This window comes from Brevundimonas sp., from assembly GCF_013823285.1.
Classification (GTDB): domain Bacteria; phylum Pseudomonadota; class Alphaproteobacteria; order Caulobacterales; family Caulobacteraceae; genus Brevundimonas.
Genome location: NZ_PNLV01000055.1, coordinates 1 through 17,627, shown reverse-complemented (window position 1 = coordinate 17,627; position 17,627 = coordinate 1). Strand labels below are relative to the sequence as shown.

The following is a 17,627-nucleotide window of genomic DNA, read 5'->3' as shown; positions in this document are numbered from 1 at the left end:
GAGCCCTGGGGCGACGTGCAGGCCGGGGACGAGGCGCCCTATCTGCCGGCGCATCAGCTGACCCTGAACGCCGGGGTCCGGTTCGACCGGTGGCGCGCCGACGTGCGGCTGAACCGGGTCAGCGAGGCCCGCGCCGTGGCGGGGTCGGGCGCCATCGCCGCCGGGGACCGTATCGACGCGCGGACCCTGGTGGACATGGCCGGGTCGTTCGACCTGACGGACAACGTGGCCCTGTTCGCCAGCGTCCAGAACCTGACCGACGAGGTCTACAACGTGGCCTTCTCGCCCGCCGGCGCGCGGCCGGGCGCGCCGCGCATGGCCATGGGCGGTCTGCGCCTGCGCTTCTGATCGAAGCCGGAGGTCAGGGCGCCATCCGGCCTTCGGCCTCGTGGAACGGGAAGACGATGTCCGGGTCGGGGACGATCGGCTTTTCACGGCCCGGGCGCTCCAGCCGGGACAGGACGTGGCTCATGATGCCGAGCCGGGCGTCCTTCTTGCGGTCGGTGCCCACGATGGTCCAGGGCGAGTGGCCGGTGTGGGTGGCCCACAACATCTGGTCCCGCGCCGTGGAGTAGTCGTCCCAGCGCGCCTGGGCCACGCCGTCCAGGGCCGAGATCTTGAACTTCTTGAGCGGGTCCTCGCGGCGCGCCTCGAGCCGGGCGGCCTGCTCCTCGCGGCTGATGTCCAGCCACAGCTTGATCAGGGCGATGCCGTGGCGGGTCAGCATATCCTCGAATTCGGGCGCGTCCTCGAGGAAGGCGGCGTGCTCGGCCGGGGTGCAGAAGCCCATCACCGGCTCGACGCCGCCGCGATTGTACCAGGAGCGGTTGAACACCACGAACTCGCCCGCCGCCGGGAAGTGGGGGGTGTAACGCTGGAAATACCACTGGGTGGTCTCGCGCTCGGTGGGCTTGGGCAGGGCCACCACGCGGGTGTTCCGCGGGGCCATGTGGGCGGTCATGCGGCGGATCGCGCCGTCCTTGCCGGCGGTGTCGCGCCCCTCCAGCACCACCAGAACCCGGCGGCCCTCGGCCATGAGCCAGGCCTGGGTCTGGACCATCTCGATCTGGAGCCGCTTCAGGCTCGCCTTGTAACCATCGTTTTTTGTCATGACCCACAGTGCGGCCGGCGGCGCGGCGGCGCAAGCGGGGCGCGAGGTGACAGGGTCGGCGATCCGGCTAGACTGTTCCCCACGACAGGAGACCCGCCATGCTCGACCGCCGCCGCCTGATGCTGACCGCCGCCGCCCTCACGGCCGCCGGCGCCGCCGGGCCTGTGCGGGCGACGGCCTCGCCCCGCGACGCGGCGCTGACGGAGGCGCTGGAGCGCTCGGGCGCGCCCGCCCTGGCCGGGGCGGTGATCGGGCGCGAGGGCCTGATCTGGAGCGGGGCGGCGGGGGTGCGCATCGCCGGGGGCGAGGACGCGGTCACCGGTCAGGACCTGTGGCACCTGGGCTCCAACACCAAGGCCATGACGGCCATGCTGTACGGACGGCTGGTGGAGGATGGCCTGGCCCGCTGGGGCGCGACCCTGCCCGAACTGTTCCCGGACCTTGAGGTCGATGCGGCCTGGGCGGAGACCACGCTCGAGGACTTGATGGCCCACCGGGCGGGCCTGCTGGACGCGGCCGTGCTGGACATGCCGACCCGCGTCGCCGGGCTCAGCGACCCGCGCCCGCTGGACGAACAGCGCACCGATCTGGCCCGCCGCGCCCTGGCCGCGCCGCCCACGGGCGAGCCGGGCGTCTTCGCCTATGGCAATCTGAACTATGTGCTGGCGGGGGCGGCCATCGAGCGTCTGGCCGGAACGACCTGGGAAGACGCCATGCGGGCGCGGCTGTTCCGGCCGCTGGGGATCACCAGCGCGGGCTTCGGTCCGCCCGTGGGCGATCAGCCGCGCGGCCACATGAACCTGGGCGGCCCCGTGCCGGTGGAGCCGGACCAGCCGGGATCGGACAATCCGCCATTCATGGGCCCGGCGGGCACGGCCCACATGACGCTGGCGGACTATGGCCGGTTCCTGGCGCTGTTCCTGACCGACGGCGGCGGATTCGTGACGCCGGAGACCCTCGCCCGGCTGACCACGCCGCCGGAGGGCGCGGACTACGCCCTGGGCTGGGCCGTGGCGGCGAACAGCCCGCTGACCGGCGGCCCGATGCTGGCCCATGAAGGCTCCAACACCCTGTGGCACGTCACGACGATCGTGGCCCCCGCGCGGGGGCTGGCCGCCGTCGCGGCCTCCAACGATCACGGCCGGGGCGGACCGGCCACGCAGGGCCTGGCCATGCGGCTGATCCGGCCGGAAGACTGAACCCGGCGGACGCGAACCGTTTTGGCGCCGTCACGCCCTTGGTCTAGACAGGGTCGATGGATCGCGACCTGGCCGACTTCTGGAATCTGCTGTGGGAGTTGGCGCTGGGCGTGGCGGCGGGGTTTTTCCTGCTGAACGCCTTCGCTCCGCCCCAGGACCTGCCGTGGAAGCCGCTGGATCTTGAAGCGCCCATCGGCCGGGCGACGGCGGCCAAGGTGTCGGACTTCGAGCTGGCCCGCACCGCCGCGGCCGAGGAGGTCACCGCCGTCACCGACGCCTGCATGGCGATGCTGCGCGAGGCGGGGGTGCAGGTCGAGCGCGCCGCCGATCGGGACGACGGCGGCTTCTGCATCGTGCGCGGGGCGGTGCGCATCACCGGCGGGGACGTGACGCCGCTGGCCCCGGGCGGGCTGGTCATGCAGTGCCCGCTGGCCATGCGCTATGTGATCTGGGACCGGCAGGTGCTGCGGCCCGCGGCGCAGGAGACCTTCGGGTCGGATGTGGCCCGGGTGGACAACTACGGCTCATACTCCTGCCGCCGCATCTATGGATCGGAACAGGTCAATGACCGGCCCAGCGAGCACGCGCGGGCCAATGCGCTGGACGTGGCGGGGGTGACCCTGGAGGACGGGCGTCGGGTCAGTCTGGCGGCGGACTGGGACGGCGAGGGTCCGGCCGGGCGCGAGGGGTCGGTGTTCCTGCGTCGCCTCAGCCGCGGCGCCTGCCAGGTGTTCTCCACGGTGCTGGGGCCGGACTACAACGCCGCCCATGAGGACCACCTGCATTTCGACGGCGCACCGCGCGGCCTTTGCAGCTGAAATCCCGGAGTCGTTTCCCGGTTGACCCCTGTGTACAGACGGGTGAGAAAGTTGGCGTGATCCGAGATTGCGCCCGGTCAATCCGGCGCGGTCGTCCGCTCACCCGAGCGGGTTCTCAACGATCGGATCGCCGTACGCTCCGTCGGGGCGTATGACTGGAAGAAGCGCCATTACGGAGTGCGCAACATGGCGACCGGCACGGTCAAGTGGTTCAACCCCACGAAGGGCTTCGGCTTCATTCAACCTGAAAACGGGGGCAACGACGTGTTCGTTCACGTCACCGCCGTGCAGAAGGCGGGGTTGCAGGGTCTCGATGAGAACGCCCGCATCGAGTACGAACTGGAGGAGCAGCGCGGCAAGACCGCCGCGGTGAACCTCAAGCTTCTCTAATCCTTCCGGCCGGAAGGCCCCGGATTTGCAGACAGGACGGGCGCGGGATCCACAGGTTCCGCGCCCGTTTGCCGTTCGAGGGCGGCGGGCGGGCGGCCGCGCGCCGACCACTGGGCCAAAAGCACGGCGGACAGCACCAGGGCGCCGCCGGCCATCTGGATCGCCGTCATGGTCTCGCCGAAGATGACCCAGCCCAGCAGGGCGGCCACCACCGGCTGGATCAGGATGACCACGGCGGTCATGGCCGCCGAGACCCGGCCGAGCGCCCAGGCCACCCCGCCCTGACCCGCCACATGCATGACGCCCAGACCCACGCAGGCGGCCCAGCCGGCGAGGGTGGCGGGAATGATGGACTCGCCCAGCATCAGAGAGGCGGCCAGCATCAGGGGAATGGGGATGGCGGTGCTCCACAGCATGACCCGCACCGCGCCTGCGGTGGAGCGGGCCGCCTTCACCGCCAGGAAATAGCCCGCGTACCAGAGCGCCACCGACAGGGAGAGCAGGTCGCCCAGCAAAGGGTCGGTCCCCTGCCCGCCGTCCGCCCCCGCCGCCATGGCGAAGGCGCCGGTCATGGCGAAGACGAGCGCCAGAACGAACACCGCGCGGGGCCGCTGCTTCAGCACGAGCCAGGCGAACAGGGTGACGACGACGGGGGTGAGGTTGCACAGCACGGTGGCGTTGGCCACCGAGGTCATGACGATGCCGTAGTGCCAGAACGACAGGTCCAGAAAGAAGAACAGCCCCGCCAGCGCCATCCATCTGGACGGCCGCCCCACGCCCTCGCCGCCCGGCCGGTGGGTCAGCAGCAGCAACAGCGGCAGGGCGAAGATGAAGCGCCAAAGCCCGGCCGCCGCGGGTCCGGTCTCGGTCAGGCGCACCAGAATGGGCGCCAGGCTCAGCACCACGGCGGACGCCACCAGCACGGCGAGCGGAAGAAGGGCCGAGAGGCGCGGGGACATCATGGCCGATCAGGCTCTCGCATTGGACGGGACCGATTGCCGGTCTAGCGCCGCGCGGCGGGATTGGGGAGCCGCAATCAGTCCAGGGTCAGGGCCTCGGCCAGCATGCGGGCTTCGGCGGCGCGGCTGGAGCCGGCGCGCCAGGCCACCACGATCTCGCGGCGCGGGGCGGCGCCCGCACCGGAGACGGAGATGGGCCGGGTGACGACGCCCGAGCCCTGGGTCAGACCCGCCGTGACGGCCATGCGCGGCAAGAAGCTGACGCCCAGCCCGGCGTCGATCATCTGCACCAGGGTGTGCAGGGAACTGGCGGCGAAGACGTCGTCGCCGCGCGGGGTCTCGATATCGATGGCGGCCAGGGCCTGGTCGCGCAGGCAGTGGCCGTCCTCCAGCAGGATCAGGTCCGAGGCCTCCAGATCGCCGGCCCCGAGGGTCTCGGCCAGGGCCAGGGGATGGCCGGCGGGGGCGGCGGCGAGGATCTCGTCATAGCCGATGCGCGCGTGGTCGATGCCCGCCGCCTCATAGGGCAGGGCGATCACGGCCGCGTCCAGCTGGCCGGCCTTCAGCTGGGCCACCAGACGGGGGGTGAGATCCTCGCGCAGGAACAGGCGCAGGGCCGGGTGCCGGTCCTTGAGGCGCGGCAGGGTGGCGGGCAGCAGGAACGGGGCGATGGTGGGGATCACCCCAAGGCGGAATCGGCCGCACAGGGGCTTGCCGGCGTTGCGGGCGGCCTCCACCAGATCCTCGGTGCGGGCCAGCACGTCCTCGGCCCGCTTGACGGCCTCGGCGCCCACGGCGGTGAGCTGGACCGCGCCGCGGGTGCGCTCGACGACGGGCGAGCCCAGCACCTTCTCCAGCTCCTGAACCCCGGCGGACAGGGCGGGCTGGCTGACGTGGGCCGCCTCGGCCGCGCGGCTGAACGAGCCATGCTCGGCGAGCAGTTTCAGATACTGGAGCTGGCGCAGGGTGGGGAGCATGAGGCGGCATAGGCGCTTTCTATGAGAAGATCAAAACCCATCGTGCCCATTTATGGTGCGGCGAGATTCGCCCTATGCCGATCATAAGCAAATCTTATGGGGATGCGTCGTCATGACAGTTTGACTTTGTGCGCCGCACAGGCCATTTCGCACTTGCGGTCGTCACCTCCCCCCGACGATCAATCGAAACAAAAGCAACGGAGAAACGCGATGCTCGGCGTCGGTGCAAAACTGCCTGAATTCAAACTGGTCGGCGTGAAGCCCGGCTTCAACAATCACGAAGAGAACGGCGTGTCGGCCTTCGAGCCGATCACCCAGGACAGCTTCGAGGGCAAGTGGAAGGTGATCTTCTTCTATCCCAAGGACTTCACCTTCGTGTGCCCCACCGAGATCGCGGAATTCGCCAAGCTGGCGCGTGATTTCGAGGACCGCGACACGGTGGTGCTGGGCGGCTCGACCGACAACGAGTTCGTCAAGCTGGCCTGGCGCCGCGACCACGCCGATCTGGACAAACTGCCGATCTGGTCCTTCGCGGACAACGGCGGCAAGTTCGCCCGCGACCTGGGCGTGCTGAACGAGGACGAGGGCGTGGCCCTGCGCGCCACCTTCGTGGTGGACCCGCACAACGTCGTGCAACACGTCTATGTCACCAACCTGAACGTGGGCCGCGCCCCGGCCGACACCCTGCGCGTGGTGGACGCCCTGCAGACCGACGAGCTGTGCGCCTGCAACCGTCCGGTGGGCGGTGAGACGCTCGCGGCGTAAAAGACGGCGAAACGAGCTGAGGAAGGCGGCGGCGCGTGTGTCGCCGCCTTTTTCGCGGCTCGCTCTTATTTTTAGGGCGCTATCGCTCGACGCGCGGCGTCTCGCTGCTTGAGCGCGTTGGTGCAGTCCCCAGTAATCGTCGGGGCTCAAGCAGCGAGGGACCGCGTCCCGAGCGATAGCCCCAGAATGATGCGGCTCAAGCAGCGAGCGCCCGCGGCGCGAGCGGTAGCCGCTTTCCGAAGGAAACCAGAACAATGTCCATCGACGCCCTGCGCGACCTGATGCCGTCCTACGCCAAGGACATCTCGCTGAACCTCAGCTCCCTGGCCAACGAGACCCTGCTGAACGACCAGCAGAAGTGGGGCGCGTTCCTGGCCTGCGCCCACGCCGTGGGGTCGGCGCCGGTGATCAAGGCGACCGAGGCGCTGGTGGCCGACAAGCTGAGCCCGGAAGCCGCCGACGCGGCCCGCGCCGCCGCCGCCATCATGGGCATGAACAACATCTACTACCGCTCGCTGCACCTGATGAAGAACAGCGAGTACCAGACCCTGCCGGCGCGCCTGCGCATGAACATCATCGCCAATCCGGGCGTGGAAAAGCTGGACTTCGAGCTGTGGTCGGCGGCGGTGTCGGCCATCAACGGCTGCGGCGCCTGTCTGGACGCCCACGAGGGCGAGCTGAAGAAGCACGGCGTGGCCAACACCGCCATTCAGGCCGGCCTGCGCATCGCCTCGGTGATGAACGCGGCCGGGCGGGTCGCGACCGCCGAAGCCGCGCGGGCCTGATCCGGTCCCTGGGGGAGGCGGTGAGCCCCTCTCCGCCGCCGGCCGTCAGGCCGCGCCGAAGCTAAGCGGCGCGCCCCAGAACTGGCTGACCAGGGCTGATTGGGGCCCGGGGGCGCCGGTGGTCAGGAAGGTGCGACGGCCCGACGTTCCGATGTCATAGTCCGGGTGACGGGCGAAGTAGCGCTCCAGAGAGTCGGCCACGGCGGTGGGCTGGTGGATCAGCTCCACCCCTTCGGGCAGGGCGCGTTTGAAGACGTCGGCGACGATTTCATAGTGGGTGCAGCCCAGCACCGCCTTGTCCGGATGGCGGCCGACGCGGCGGCGCAGGGCGTCCACGTGATCGCGCACCACCACCTCCAGCTCCTCGGCCGGGGCGCCCAGCTCGATCAGGCCGGCCAGGCCGGGACAGGACTCGGTGAAGACGGCGATGTCCTCCCGGCGCTTGTCGATCTCGATCTCATAGACCCGGCTCATGGCCGTGGCGGCGGTGCAGAACACCCCGGTGACGGCGATGGCCTCGATCTTCTCGTCGCGGGGCTCGGCCTCATAGCTCCAGGGCAGGCCGGTGGCCGCCTCGATGGTGGGCACGATGATGCCCAGCACATTGACCGGACGGCCGAGACGCGCGCGTTCGCCGGGAATCCAGGTCTGCTGCAGGCGGCGCAGGGCGATGGCCGAGGCGGTGTTGCAGGCCAGGACGACTACGGACGCGCCCGCCTCGAACAGGCGCCGGCATCCCTCGCGCGTCAGATCGACGATCTCCTCGCCGCCCCGCCCGCCGTAGGGGGCGTGGGCCTGATCGGCCAGATAGATGAAGTCGGCGCCCGGAAACCGGTTCACCAGTTCGCGGTGAACGGTCAGTCCGCCCACGCCGGAATCGAATACGCCAATGGCCATGGCCGGGCTTTAGCCGGATTTCCCCGGGCCGAACAGGCTTGCGGCGGGCGTGGGCGGGCTTCATTAGATGATGTTCAGGTGACGGTCAGGCGCAGGCTGATAATGTGCCGGTCACGCAAGGCCTCGAAGAGCGCGCGCTTTCGCGCCGAGGGCCGGAAACAACGGGAGTTCTCATGAACAGACGGCAGATGATCCTCACCAGCGCGGGCGTGCTCGCGGTCGCGGCCTGCGCCACCTCGCCCTACGCGGCCGGCGGCCCGGAAATCCGCACGGGCAACGTGCTGGCCGACCCGTGGCCGGGTCCGTACCAGGGCGTGCCGCCCTGGGACCAGGTGACCCCGGACCTGCTGCGCGACGCCCTGAACAAGGGCATCGAACAGATGCGCGCCGAGGTCGAGGCGGTGGTCAGCAACCCCGAACCCGCCACCTTCGACAACACCATCCTGCCCCTGGAGCGGGGCGGCCAGCACATCCAGCGCGCCTCCTCCATCTTCGGCGTGATGATCGGCAACATCGGCTCGGCCGACTATCAGGCCCTGAACCGCGAGATGTCGCCGATCCTGTCGGCCGCCAGCGACGAGATCACCTTCAACGAAGTGCTGTTCCAGCGCATCCGCACAGTCCACCAGAACGCCGCGTCGGCCGGTCTGACGGCTGAACAGGCCCGTGTGGTCGAGCGCCGTCACGACGCCCTGGTGCGCAACGGCGCCGCCCTGGACGCCGCGGGCAAGGCTGAGCTGGGCCGCATCAATCAGGCCCTGTCCACCGCCTTCACCGACTTCCAGCAGAAGGTGGTCGCCGACGAGCAGCTCTTCACCCACATCGCCGCAGAATCGGGCGTGGCCGGCCTGCCGGACTCCAACAAATCCGCCGCGGCCGAGGCTGCGCGCAGCCGCGATCTGCCCGGATGGGTCATCGTCAACACGCGCTCGGCGGTGGATCCCTTCCTGTCCTTCGGCGACGACCGCGCCATGCGCGAGCAGATCTGGCGCAAGTTCGTCAACCGGGGCGACAACGGCGACGCCAACGACACCAATGCGACCATCGCCGAAATCCTGCGCCTGCGCGCCGAGCGCGCGCGCCTGCTGGGATTCGAGACCCACGCCCACTGGCGCATGCAGGACACCATGGCCAAAACGCCCGAGGCGGCCATGGAGCTGATGAACCGGGTGTGGCCGCCCGCCGTGGCCCGCGTCGGCGAGGAAGTGGCCGAGATGACCCGCATGGCCGGCCACGAGATCGAGCCCTGGGACTACCTGTACTACCTCGAGAAGGTCCGCAAGGAACGCTACGACCTGGACCAGAACGACCTGAAGCCGTACTTCGAACTGAACGCCATGAAGCGCGGCATGTTCTACATGGCCGAGCGGCTGTACGGCATGGTCTTCACCGCCCTGCCCGCCGGCACGGTGCCGGTCTTCCATCCGGACGTGGAGGTGTTCGAGGTCACCGATCGGGACTCGGGCCGCCACATCGGCCTGTTCTATTCGGATGACTTCGCCCGTTCGGGCAAGCGGTCCGGCGCCTGGATGACCACCTACCGCAGCCACTCGACCATCGACGGCGAGCGCAATGTGCTGGCGTCCAACAACAACAACTTCATCAAGGCGCCGGCGGGCGAGCCGCTGCTGATCTCGCTGGACGACACCGAGACCCTGTTCCACGAGTTCGGCCACGGCATCCACTATCTGCTGTCCACGGTGAACTACCCCAGCCTGGGCGGCACGCCCCGCGACTTCGTGGAGTATCCCTCGCAGGTGCATGAGAAGTGGGTGCTGACCCGGCCGATCCTGGACCAGTTCGCGCGCCACCACGAAACCGGCGAGGCCATGCCTCAGTCCCTGCTGGACCGGATCGAGGAGTCCTCGACCTTCGCCCAGGGCTATCACACGGTCAGCTATCTCTCGTCGGCCCTGGTGGACATGGATCTGCACAACCGGGCCGAGCCGGTCACCGACCCGGACGCCTTCGAACGCGAGGCGCTGGCGCGCATCGGCATGCCGCGTCAGATCGTGATGCGGCACCGCCTGCCCCACTTCAATCACCTGTTCACGTCCGACGCCTATTCGGCCGGGTACTACTCGTACCTGTGGTCCGAGGTGATGGACGCCGACACCTGGGCCATGTTCACGGAGACGGGCGACCCGTTCGATCCGGCCACCGCGCGCCGGTTCAAGGAGATCATCCTGGCGCCGGGCAACACCACGGACCGGGGCGAGGCCTATCGCCAGTTCCGGGGCCGCGATCCGGACGTGACCGCCCTGCTGCGCACGCGGGGCTTCCCCACCAACTAGGCGCACAGCGTTCACGAAATCAGGCCCGCCGGAGCGATCCGGCGGGCCTTTCTTCTTCGTGCACGTCCTTCTGTCGGGCGGCAGACAGACAGCTTGGCAGGAACCACCTATGAGGGAGTTTCAATGCGCAGGGGGTCTGTGCAAGGGGCGTCAGTGAGCATCTACACATTCATGTTTATGGACGCGGCCGGCGTTTCAGCCATGCTGGACTTCAACGACTGCGCCGACGATCAGGCCGCGCGCCGTCACGCCCTCGAATTGCTGGCCGCGGCCCCGCATCGCGGGGGCGTCGAGTTCTGGGCCGAGGGGGGCCCGCCGATGCAGATCACGGCCGATGATCTCAAAGTCCCGGGCTAGGCGGCCCGATATGCTGACGAACCCGAAACTTACGGCCAACCGGCTGCTGGGGGCCCTGGACGAGGCCGACCGCATGGCCATCTCGCCTTTCCTGACCCGCGAAGCCATGGTCAGCGGGCACCTGTTCTACGATCCCGGCGACACCATCCAGCAGCTGTATTTCGTCGAGAGCGGCGTGATCTCGCTCATGACCCTGCTGCGCGAGGGCGATGCGGTGGAATGCGGCATGGTTGGGCGCGAGGGGCTGCTCGGCGCCGGACCGGCGCTGGCCGGTCTGCCGGTCTACACCCGCGCCATCTGTCAGGTGTCCGGCTCGACCCTGAAGATCGGCGTCGATGACTTCCTCGGCCTCGTGAATACGCGGCCAGCCTTCCGGCGCGCCCTGATCCAGTATCTGGAAGGTCTGGCCAATCAGGCCCAGCAGTCGGTGGCCTGCCGCGCCTGGCACCGGGCCGAGGCGCGGTTCTGCCGCTGGCTGGTGGCGGCCTGCGATCAGGCGGGGCGGGACGAGATCGACCTGACCCAGGAGTTCCTGGCCCAGATGCTGGCGGTCCAGCGCACCACCGTCAGCCAGATCGCCGGCGAGATGCAGGCCCTGGGCCTGATCCAGCAGAAACGCGGCCGCATCGCCATCCTCGACCGGCCGGGCGTCGAGGCGCGGGCCTGCGAATGCCTGGACGCCAGCCGCGCCCGCTGGAACGACGTCTGGCCGCTGCCGCGAAGCTAACTCAGCCGCTGTTCCGCAGGCCCGCGGCCACGCCGTTGATGGTCAGCAGGATGCCTTCACGCACGCGGGGGTCGTCGTCGCCGGCGCGGCGGCGGCGGATCAGTTCGATCTGCACGTGGTTCAGCGGCTCCACATAGGGCATGCGCAGGCTGATCAGGCGATCCAGCTCGGGCTGGCCGCCCAGCAGGTCGTCATGGCCGGTGATGGCCAGCACCGCGTCGCGGGTGCGGTCATGCTCGGACTGGATGGCCCCGAAGACGCGCATGGCCAGGGCCTTGTCCGGCACCAGCGAGGCGTAGCGGCGGGCGATGGACATGTCGGCCTTGGCCAGCACCATCTCCAGATTCTGGACCAGGGTTTTGAAGAACGGCCAGTCCGCCGCCATGGCGCGCAGCTCCTCCCTGTCCGCCGCCTTCACCGCCGAGCCGAAGCCGAACCAGCCCGGCAGCATGACCCGCGACTGGGCCCAGCTGAACACCCAGGGGATGGCGCGCAGGTCCTCGATGGCGGTGGAGGTGGAGCGGGAGGCCGGCCGCGAACCGATCTTGAGGTCGGCGATCTCGGCGATGGGGGTGGCGGCGCGGAAATAGTCCACGAAGCCGGGGGTGTCATAGACCACGGCCCGGTAGGCGGCCATGGAGGCGCGCGACAGGGTCTGCATGGTTTCGCCGTGGCGCCCGGTCAGGCTGTCGTCGGCGGGCGGACGCAGGGAGTTCAGCAGCACGCCGCAGGTGAGGGCGTCCAGATTGCGGGCCGCCACCTCGGGCTCGCCGTACTTGTTGGCGATGACCTCGCCCTGTTCGGTGATGCGGATGCGGCCGGCCACGGTGCCCTGGGGCTGGGCCACCACGCCCGCGAAGGACGAGCCCCCGCCCCGGCCGACGGTGCCGCCCCGGCCGTGGAACAGCTGCAATTTCAGGCCCGCCGCCCGGGTCACGTCCAGCAGGGCGCGCGAGGCCTCGTGCAGCTCCCATGTGGAGGTCAGGTAGGACCCGTCCTTGTTGGAGTCCGAATAGCCGATCATCACTTCCTGGACGCCGCGCGCCCGGGCCACCGCGAGGGCGGACGGCTCGGCCAGAAGGCGCTCCAGCGTCGGCCGGGAGGCGCGCAGATCCTCGATGGTCTCGAACAGCGGCGCGGCCTGGATGGGGCATGCCTCGGGCGCCTCGGGGTGGTACAGGCCCACCTCCTTGAGCAGCAGATAGACTTCCAGCATGTCCGAGGCCGAGGTGGTCTTGGACACGATGTGGGTGCGGACCGCTTCGGGGCCGTAGAGCCGCAGGGCCTCGCCCGCCGCGGCCAGGATGGCCCGCTCCTTGAGGGTTTCCTCGTCATAGTCCGCATACGGAGAGAACAGCGGGCGGGCGGATTCCAGCTCGGCGGCCAGCAGGGCCAGCCGGCCTTCCTCGTCCAGGGCCAGATAGTCGTCGCAGACCCCGGCCACCTTGAGCAGGTCGGCCACCACGCGCTCGTGCACGTCGGAGTTTTGGCGCAGATCCACCGTGGCCATGTGGAAGCCGAACACGTCCACGGTGGTGATCAGGCGATTGAGGGAGTCGTCGGCGAACACCGCGCCGTGGTTCTCGGTCAGGGAGGCGTGCAGCACCTGAAGATCGGCGCGGAACCCGGCGGGGCCCTCATAGGGCGGGGCCTCGAAGCGGGCCGGACGGGGCGCGGGGACGCGGGTCAGCAGGGGGAAGGTGGCCGACAGCCGGGCGTAGATGTGGCTGAGCGCCTTGCGATAGGGCTCGTCGGCGCGGTGGTCGGAGGTGTCGCCGGACCCCTCGGCAAGGGCCTTCATCTCCGGGCTGATACGGGCCAGGGCGCCGGACAGGCTGAGCTCCGCGCCCAGGGCGTGCACCTGATCCATGTAGTGGGACAGGACGGCGCGGGACTGGGTGCGGAAGGCGGCGCTGAGCACCCCGGCGTTGACGTTGGGATTGCCGTCGCGGTCGCCGCCGACCCAACTGCCGATCTTCAGGAAGGGCTTGAGGTCCGGCGCCTCCAGCAGGTCGCGCCAGGCGTGCAGCCGCTCGGGCGCCACGTTGAGGAACACCCGCTCCAGGAAGGAGACTACGGTGTTGATCTCGTCCTGCACCACGAGGCGGCTCTGGCGCACCAGGCGGGTGGCCCACAGGATGACGATCTGGCGGCGCAGGCCCGCGTCGCGCTGCTCGATGTCGCAGGCGGCCCCGCCCTTGTCGCAGGCGTCCAGCAGATCGCTGACCCCGGCGATGCGGTCGATGACGCTCTTGCGGCGCACCTCGGACGGGTGGGCGGTCAGGACCGGCGAGATCAGGGCCCGGGACAGCAACTCGCGGATCTCGCCCACGCCCACGTCCTGATCGGCCAGGCGCTTCAGGGCCCCGGCGGGGGTGTCGGGGCGGGCGGCGGCCTCGGCCTGGTCGAGGGCGCGGCGCTTGCCGGCCCGGTCCTCGGCGATGTTGGCCAGCAGGGAGAAGGCGGCGAAGCCGTGGGCCAGACCCACCGCCTGATCCAGATCGATGTCCTTGAGCAGGGCCTCCAGCGCCTCGGCGTCGCCGTCGTCGTCCCGGTGATAGGCGACGGAAGCCTGACGCACCGCCTCGATCCGGTCGTAAAGCGCCTGCCCGCCCTCGCCCTTGATGACCTCGCCGAGCATCGCGCCCAGAAGGCGGATTTCGTCACGCAAGGTCTCGTCGGCGGCGTTGGGCGTCATGTCATATCCTGAAAGCTCGGGGAGGCGCACAGTCTGACCCCAAACAGGCCGCGATGGCGATAGAACCAGACAGATTTTTGCCCGACTGAAACGGTTTGTGCGCAGATTCCGGGCGCCTGATTCACGGCATCGGCAGGATCGCGACGCGATCCCGCCTCAACCGATCAGGCCCTATTGATCCCGATTCGACAAACGGGGGGAAATCGCGCATAAGCCGCCGCTTCCGGCGCAAGTGAACCTTCGCGTCTCCACCATCACGACCCCCGCTTGGGACGAGGATGGCGAGAACCCTCTGCCGACGTGATCGTCGCCAGAGGTCGTTTCTCTATGGGGCCAGGTTCATCGCCAAACGAGGTTTGTGAATGTTCGAGGCTCTGAACGAGCGACTGACAGGCGTCTTTGACCGGATCACCGGTCGCGGCGCCCTGTCCGAAAAGGACATCGCCGAGGCCATGCGCGAGGTGCGCGTGGCCCTGCTCGAGGCCGACGTGGCCCTGCCCGTGGTCAAGGACTTCATCGCCTTCGCCTCGGAGCGGGCCCAGGGCGAGGACGTGATCCGCTCGGTCAAGCCAGCCGACCAGGTCATCAAGATCGTCCACGACGGCCTGATCGAGATGCTGGGCGGCGAAGAGCCGGTTCCGCTGAACCTGAACGCCGCGCCGCCCGCCGTCATCCTGATGAGCGGCCTGCAGGGCTCGGGCAAGACCACGACGTCGGCCAAGCTGGCGCTGAAGCTGACCAAGACCGAGCGCAAGAAGGTCATGATGGCCTCGCTGGACACCCGGCGTCCGGCGGCCATGGAGCAGCTGGAGACCCTCGGCAAGCAGATCGATGTGGCCACCCTGCCCATCGTCAAGGGCGAGAGCGCGGTCCAGATCACCCGGCGCGCGCTGCAGGCCGCCAAGCTGCAGGGCTTTGACGTCCTGATCCTGGACACGGCGGGCCGCACCACCCTGGACGAGGCCATGATGGCCGAGGCGGCCGAGGTCGCGGCGATCTCGAAACCCGTCGAGACCATTCTGGTGGCCGACAGCCTGACCGGTCAGGACGCGGTGCGCACCGCGCGCGCCTTCCACGAACGCCTGCCCCTGACCGGCCTGATCCTGACCCGGGCGGACGGCGACGGCCGCGGCGGCGCTATGCTGTCCATGCGCGCGGTCACCGGCCTGCCGATCAAATATCTGGGCGCCGGCGAGAAGGTCGATGCGCTGGAGGTGTTCGACGCCCGCCGCGTGGCCGGACGCATCCTGGGCCAGGGCGACATCGTCGCTCTGGTGGAGAAGGCCTCCGAGGAGCTGGACCAGGTCAAGGCCGAGAAGATGGCCAGAAAGCTGGCCAAGGGTCAGTTCGATCTGGACGATCTGGCGGGCCAGCTGGCGCAGATGAAGCGCATGGGCGGGCTGCAGGGCATCATGGGCATGCTGCCGGGCGCCGCCAAGATGAAGGCCCAGATGGCCAATGCGAACATCGACGACAAGGTGATCTCTCGTCAGGAAGCCATCATCAGCTCCATGACCAAGGCCGAGCGCAAGAAGCCGGATGTGCTGAACGCCAGCCGCAAGCGCCGCATCGCCGCGGGCGCCGGGGTCGAGGTGCAGGAGATCAACCGCCTGCTGAAACAGCACCGCCAGATGGCCGACGCGGTCAAGGCGCTGTCCAGGGGCGGCGGCAAGAACCTGCAGAAGATGGCCGCCATGATGGGCATGGGCGGCGGCCAGGACATGGCGCGGCTGCAGGCCATGGGCGGCGGCAAGCTGCCGCCTCCCGATCCCGAGAAACTGAAATCGATGCTGCCGGGCCTGGGTGCGCCCGGCGGCCCCGACCTTCCCCCCGGCGGGCTTCCCGGCCTTCCCGGATTCCCTCCGAAGAAATAACGACTTCTAACGAAAGAGACTGAAAATGCTGAAGATTCGTCTGAGCCGCGGCGGCGCCAAGAAGCGCCCCTACTACCACATCGTGGTGGCTGACTCCCATTCGCCGCGCGACGGCAAATTCATCGAGCGCGTGGGCAGCTACAACCCCATGCTGCCCAAGGACCACGCCGAGCCCCGCGTGAAGCTGAAGGCCGACCGCATCTCGGAGTGGCTCAAGAAGGGCGCCCAGCCCACCGACCGCGTGGCCCGCTTCCTGAGCCAGGATGAGGCTCTGGCCGGTCAGGTCACCTGGACCCAGGGCAACAACCCGAACCGCGCCCAGCCGGGCAAGAAGGCCCAGGAGCGCGCCGCCGAGCGCGCCCAGCGCGAAACCGACCGCGCCGAGGCCGAAGCCGCCGCCAAGGAAGAGGCCAAGGCCGCTGCTGAAGCCGCCGCCGCCGCGCCCAAGGAAGAAGAAGCTCCGGCCGCCGAAGAGCCCGCCGCCGAGGCCCCTGCTGCTGAGGAAGCCGCTCCGGCCGAAGCCGCGGCTGAAGAGGCTCCGGCCGCCGAGGAGGCCCCCGCCGCCGAAGAGGCGACCGAGGAAAAGACCGAGGCCTAATCGGCCGTCCTCCCCGGCGCAGGCCGGGGTCCGGAGAAGTCAGGAGCAGCGTTTCCCACCGAGGCGCTGCTCCTTTCCGTTTCCGGCGGGCGCCTTACGATCTGGATCCCGGCCTTCGCCGGGGTGAGCGGAGTTCTGGATGATGTCCGACGCAAAACTCATCCTCGTGGGCCAGGTGGCCGGGGGCTTCGGGGTGCGGGGCGAGGTGCGGGTGACCGCCTTCACCGCCGACCCCCTGGCGCTCAAGGCCTATGGTCCGCTGCTGCGCGCCGACGGCTCGGTCGGCCTGAGCCTGACCACGGCCCGCGCCGCCAAGGGCGCGGTGATCGGCCGGGCGAAGGAGATCGAGACCAAGGAACAGGCCGACGCCCTGCGCGGCCTGAAGCTGTTCGTCCCCCGCGAGCGTTTTCCCGCGCCGGACGAGGACGAGGTCTATGTCACCGACCTGATCGGGCTGGAGGCGCGGGGTCCGGACGGCCGCGTGCTGGGGCGGATCAAGGCGATGCAGAATTTCGGGGCCTCGGACATGCTGGAGATTACCCCGGCCGAGGGCGGCCAGACCTGGTACCTGCCCTTCACCCTTGAGGCGACGCCCGAACTGCACATCGCCGACGGCTGGATCCTGGCGGTGCGCCCGGCCGAGGTGGGCGAGCGCGAGCCGGACTGATCAGGCCGCGTCCGCGAGGAAGCCCAGGATGGCGTCGCGCGCCGCCGGTTCGTCCAGCATGGGGGCGTGACCGACGCCGGGGACCTCCACGAAGTCCATGTGCGGGGCGGCTTCGCGCATGCGACCGGCGATGTCAGGGCTGAGCAGGTCCGACGTGGCGCCGCGCACCAGCAGGAGCTTGCGGCCCCCGGCCAGATTGCGGAAGGCGGGCCACAGGTCGGGGACCAGGGCGTCCTTGCCCGCCGCACGCATGGGCGCGGCGATGTCAGGATCGTAGTCCAGCACCGGAATGCCGTCGGCGCCTTCACGGAAGACGCGGCGGGCGAAGGCCATCCAGTCGTCGGGACCATAGTGCGGCAGGGCCGCGCCGTTGGTGCGCCGGGCGTAGTCGGCGGCGTCGTCCCAGCTGCGGATCTCCACCTTCTGACCCGCGTAGGCCGCGATGCGGGCCAAGCCCTCCGGCGCCACCTCGGGGCCGATGTCGTTGAGGATGGCGGCGGCCACCCTGTCC

The 17,627-nt window shown here is 69.6% G+C and carries 18 protein-coding genes; 12 read left to right on the top strand and 6 right to left on the bottom strand.

The genetic code is table 11. The features are described 5' to 3' along the window. Positions 1-348 (top strand): TonB-dependent receptor (locus tag C0461_RS09220; protein WP_292106039.1); only part of this gene is annotated, 348 nt, incomplete at its 5' end. Between the two features lie 13 nt (positions 349-361). On the opposite strand, the gene ppk2 is transcribed toward C0461_RS09220, so the two are convergent. Beyond that, positions 362-1,111 (bottom strand): polyphosphate kinase 2, encoded by a 750-nt coding sequence (ppk2, locus tag C0461_RS09215; protein WP_196839059.1) that lies wholly within the window; start codon positions 1,109-1,111, stop codon positions 362-364. 98 nt (positions 1,112-1,209) lie between these two features. On the opposite strand from ppk2, the gene C0461_RS09210 reads away from it, so the two are divergent. The 3 genes from C0461_RS09210 to C0461_RS09200 all read left to right on the top strand — a co-directional run bounded on the left by C0461_RS09210 (position 1,210) and on the right by C0461_RS09200 (position 3,518). After that, a complete protein-coding gene (locus C0461_RS09210; RefSeq protein WP_292106034.1) occupies positions 1,210-2,310 on the top strand; it encodes a serine hydrolase domain-containing protein in 1,101 nt (366 codons plus the stop codon). Positions 2,311-2,366: 56 nt separating this feature from the next. Further along, positions 2,367-3,128, top strand: a complete 762-nt coding sequence (locus C0461_RS09205) for an extensin family protein (RefSeq protein ID WP_292106031.1) — start codon at positions 2,367-2,369, stop codon at positions 3,126-3,128. 186 nt (positions 3,129-3,314) lie between these two features. After that, on the top strand, positions 3,315-3,518 hold the full coding sequence (locus tag C0461_RS09200; RefSeq protein ID WP_021697934.1) for a cold-shock protein: 204 nt from the start codon (positions 3,315-3,317) through the stop codon (positions 3,516-3,518). Here the strand turns inward: C0461_RS09200 and C0461_RS09195 are convergent. Both C0461_RS09195 and C0461_RS09190 read right to left on the bottom strand, forming a co-directional pair. Then, on the bottom strand, positions 3,515-4,480 hold the full coding sequence (locus C0461_RS09195) for a DMT family transporter (protein WP_292106028.1): 966 nt from the start codon (positions 4,478-4,480) through the stop codon (positions 3,515-3,517). The two genes, C0461_RS09200 and C0461_RS09195, sit on opposite strands and share 4 nt — an antisense overlap. Positions 4,481-4,554: 74 nt before the next feature. Then, positions 4,555-5,454 (bottom strand): hydrogen peroxide-inducible genes activator, encoded by a 900-nt coding sequence (locus tag C0461_RS09190; protein WP_292106026.1) that lies wholly within the window; start codon positions 5,452-5,454, stop codon positions 4,555-4,557. Between the two features lie 210 nt (positions 5,455-5,664). Here C0461_RS09190 and C0461_RS09185 point away from each other — a divergent pair, with 210 nt between their 5' ends. Further along, a complete protein-coding gene (locus C0461_RS09185) occupies positions 5,665-6,219 on the top strand; it encodes a peroxiredoxin (protein WP_292106024.1) in 555 nt (184 codons plus the stop codon). A gap of 254 nt (positions 6,220-6,473) precedes the next feature. After that, positions 6,474-7,004: a carboxymuconolactone decarboxylase family protein gene (locus C0461_RS09180; RefSeq protein WP_292106023.1), complete on the top strand. Its 531-nt coding sequence runs from the start codon at positions 6,474-6,476 to the stop codon at positions 7,002-7,004. A gap of 45 nt (positions 7,005-7,049) precedes the next feature. On the opposite strand, the gene C0461_RS09175 is transcribed toward C0461_RS09180, so the two are convergent. After that, positions 7,050-7,901 (bottom strand): aspartate/glutamate racemase family protein, encoded by an 852-nt coding sequence (locus C0461_RS09175; protein ID WP_292106021.1) that lies wholly within the window; start codon positions 7,899-7,901, stop codon positions 7,050-7,052. Positions 7,902-8,074: 173 nt separating this feature from the next. Between C0461_RS09175 and C0461_RS09170 the strand changes: the two genes are divergently transcribed. From C0461_RS09170 to C0461_RS09160, 3 genes are all read left to right on the top strand, one after another. Continuing rightward, a complete protein-coding gene (locus tag C0461_RS09170) occupies positions 8,075-10,195 on the top strand; it encodes a M3 family metallopeptidase (RefSeq protein ID WP_292106018.1) in 2,121 nt (706 codons plus the stop codon). Positions 10,196-10,348: 153 nt separating this feature from the next. Then, positions 10,349-10,552 (top strand): hypothetical protein, encoded by a 204-nt coding sequence (locus C0461_RS09165; RefSeq protein WP_292106016.1) that lies wholly within the window; start codon positions 10,349-10,351, stop codon positions 10,550-10,552. Between the two features lie 10 nt (positions 10,553-10,562). Then, positions 10,563-11,279, top strand: a complete 717-nt coding sequence (locus tag C0461_RS09160) for a Crp/Fnr family transcriptional regulator (protein WP_292106014.1) — start codon at positions 10,563-10,565, stop codon at positions 11,277-11,279. Between the two features lies 1 nt (position 11,280). Here the strand turns inward: C0461_RS09160 and ppc are convergent, their stop codons facing one another. Continuing rightward, complete coding sequence (ppc, locus tag C0461_RS09155; protein ID WP_292106012.1) at positions 11,281-13,977, bottom strand: phosphoenolpyruvate carboxylase; 2,697 nt, start codon at positions 13,975-13,977, stop codon at positions 11,281-11,283. 362 nt (positions 13,978-14,339) lie between these two features. On the opposite strand from ppc, the gene ffh reads away from it, so the two are divergent. From ffh to rimM, 3 genes are all read left to right on the top strand, one after another. Beyond that, a complete protein-coding gene (gene ffh, locus C0461_RS09150) occupies positions 14,340-15,851 on the top strand; it encodes a signal recognition particle protein (RefSeq protein ID WP_292106009.1) in 1,512 nt (503 codons plus the stop codon). Positions 15,852-15,876: 25 nt separating this feature from the next. Next, positions 15,877-16,449, top strand: a complete 573-nt coding sequence (gene rpsP / locus C0461_RS09145) for a 30S ribosomal protein S16 (protein WP_292106007.1) — start codon at positions 15,877-15,879, stop codon at positions 16,447-16,449. A 139-nt stretch (positions 16,450-16,588) separates the two neighbouring features. Beyond that, a complete protein-coding gene (gene rimM, locus C0461_RS09140) occupies positions 16,589-17,116 on the top strand; it encodes a ribosome maturation factor RimM (RefSeq protein ID WP_292106005.1) in 528 nt (175 codons plus the stop codon). On the opposite strand, the gene C0461_RS09135 is transcribed toward rimM, so the two are convergent. Then, positions 17,117-17,627: alpha/beta hydrolase (locus C0461_RS09135; protein WP_292106002.1), on the bottom strand; the 511-nt coding region annotated here is incomplete at its 5' end.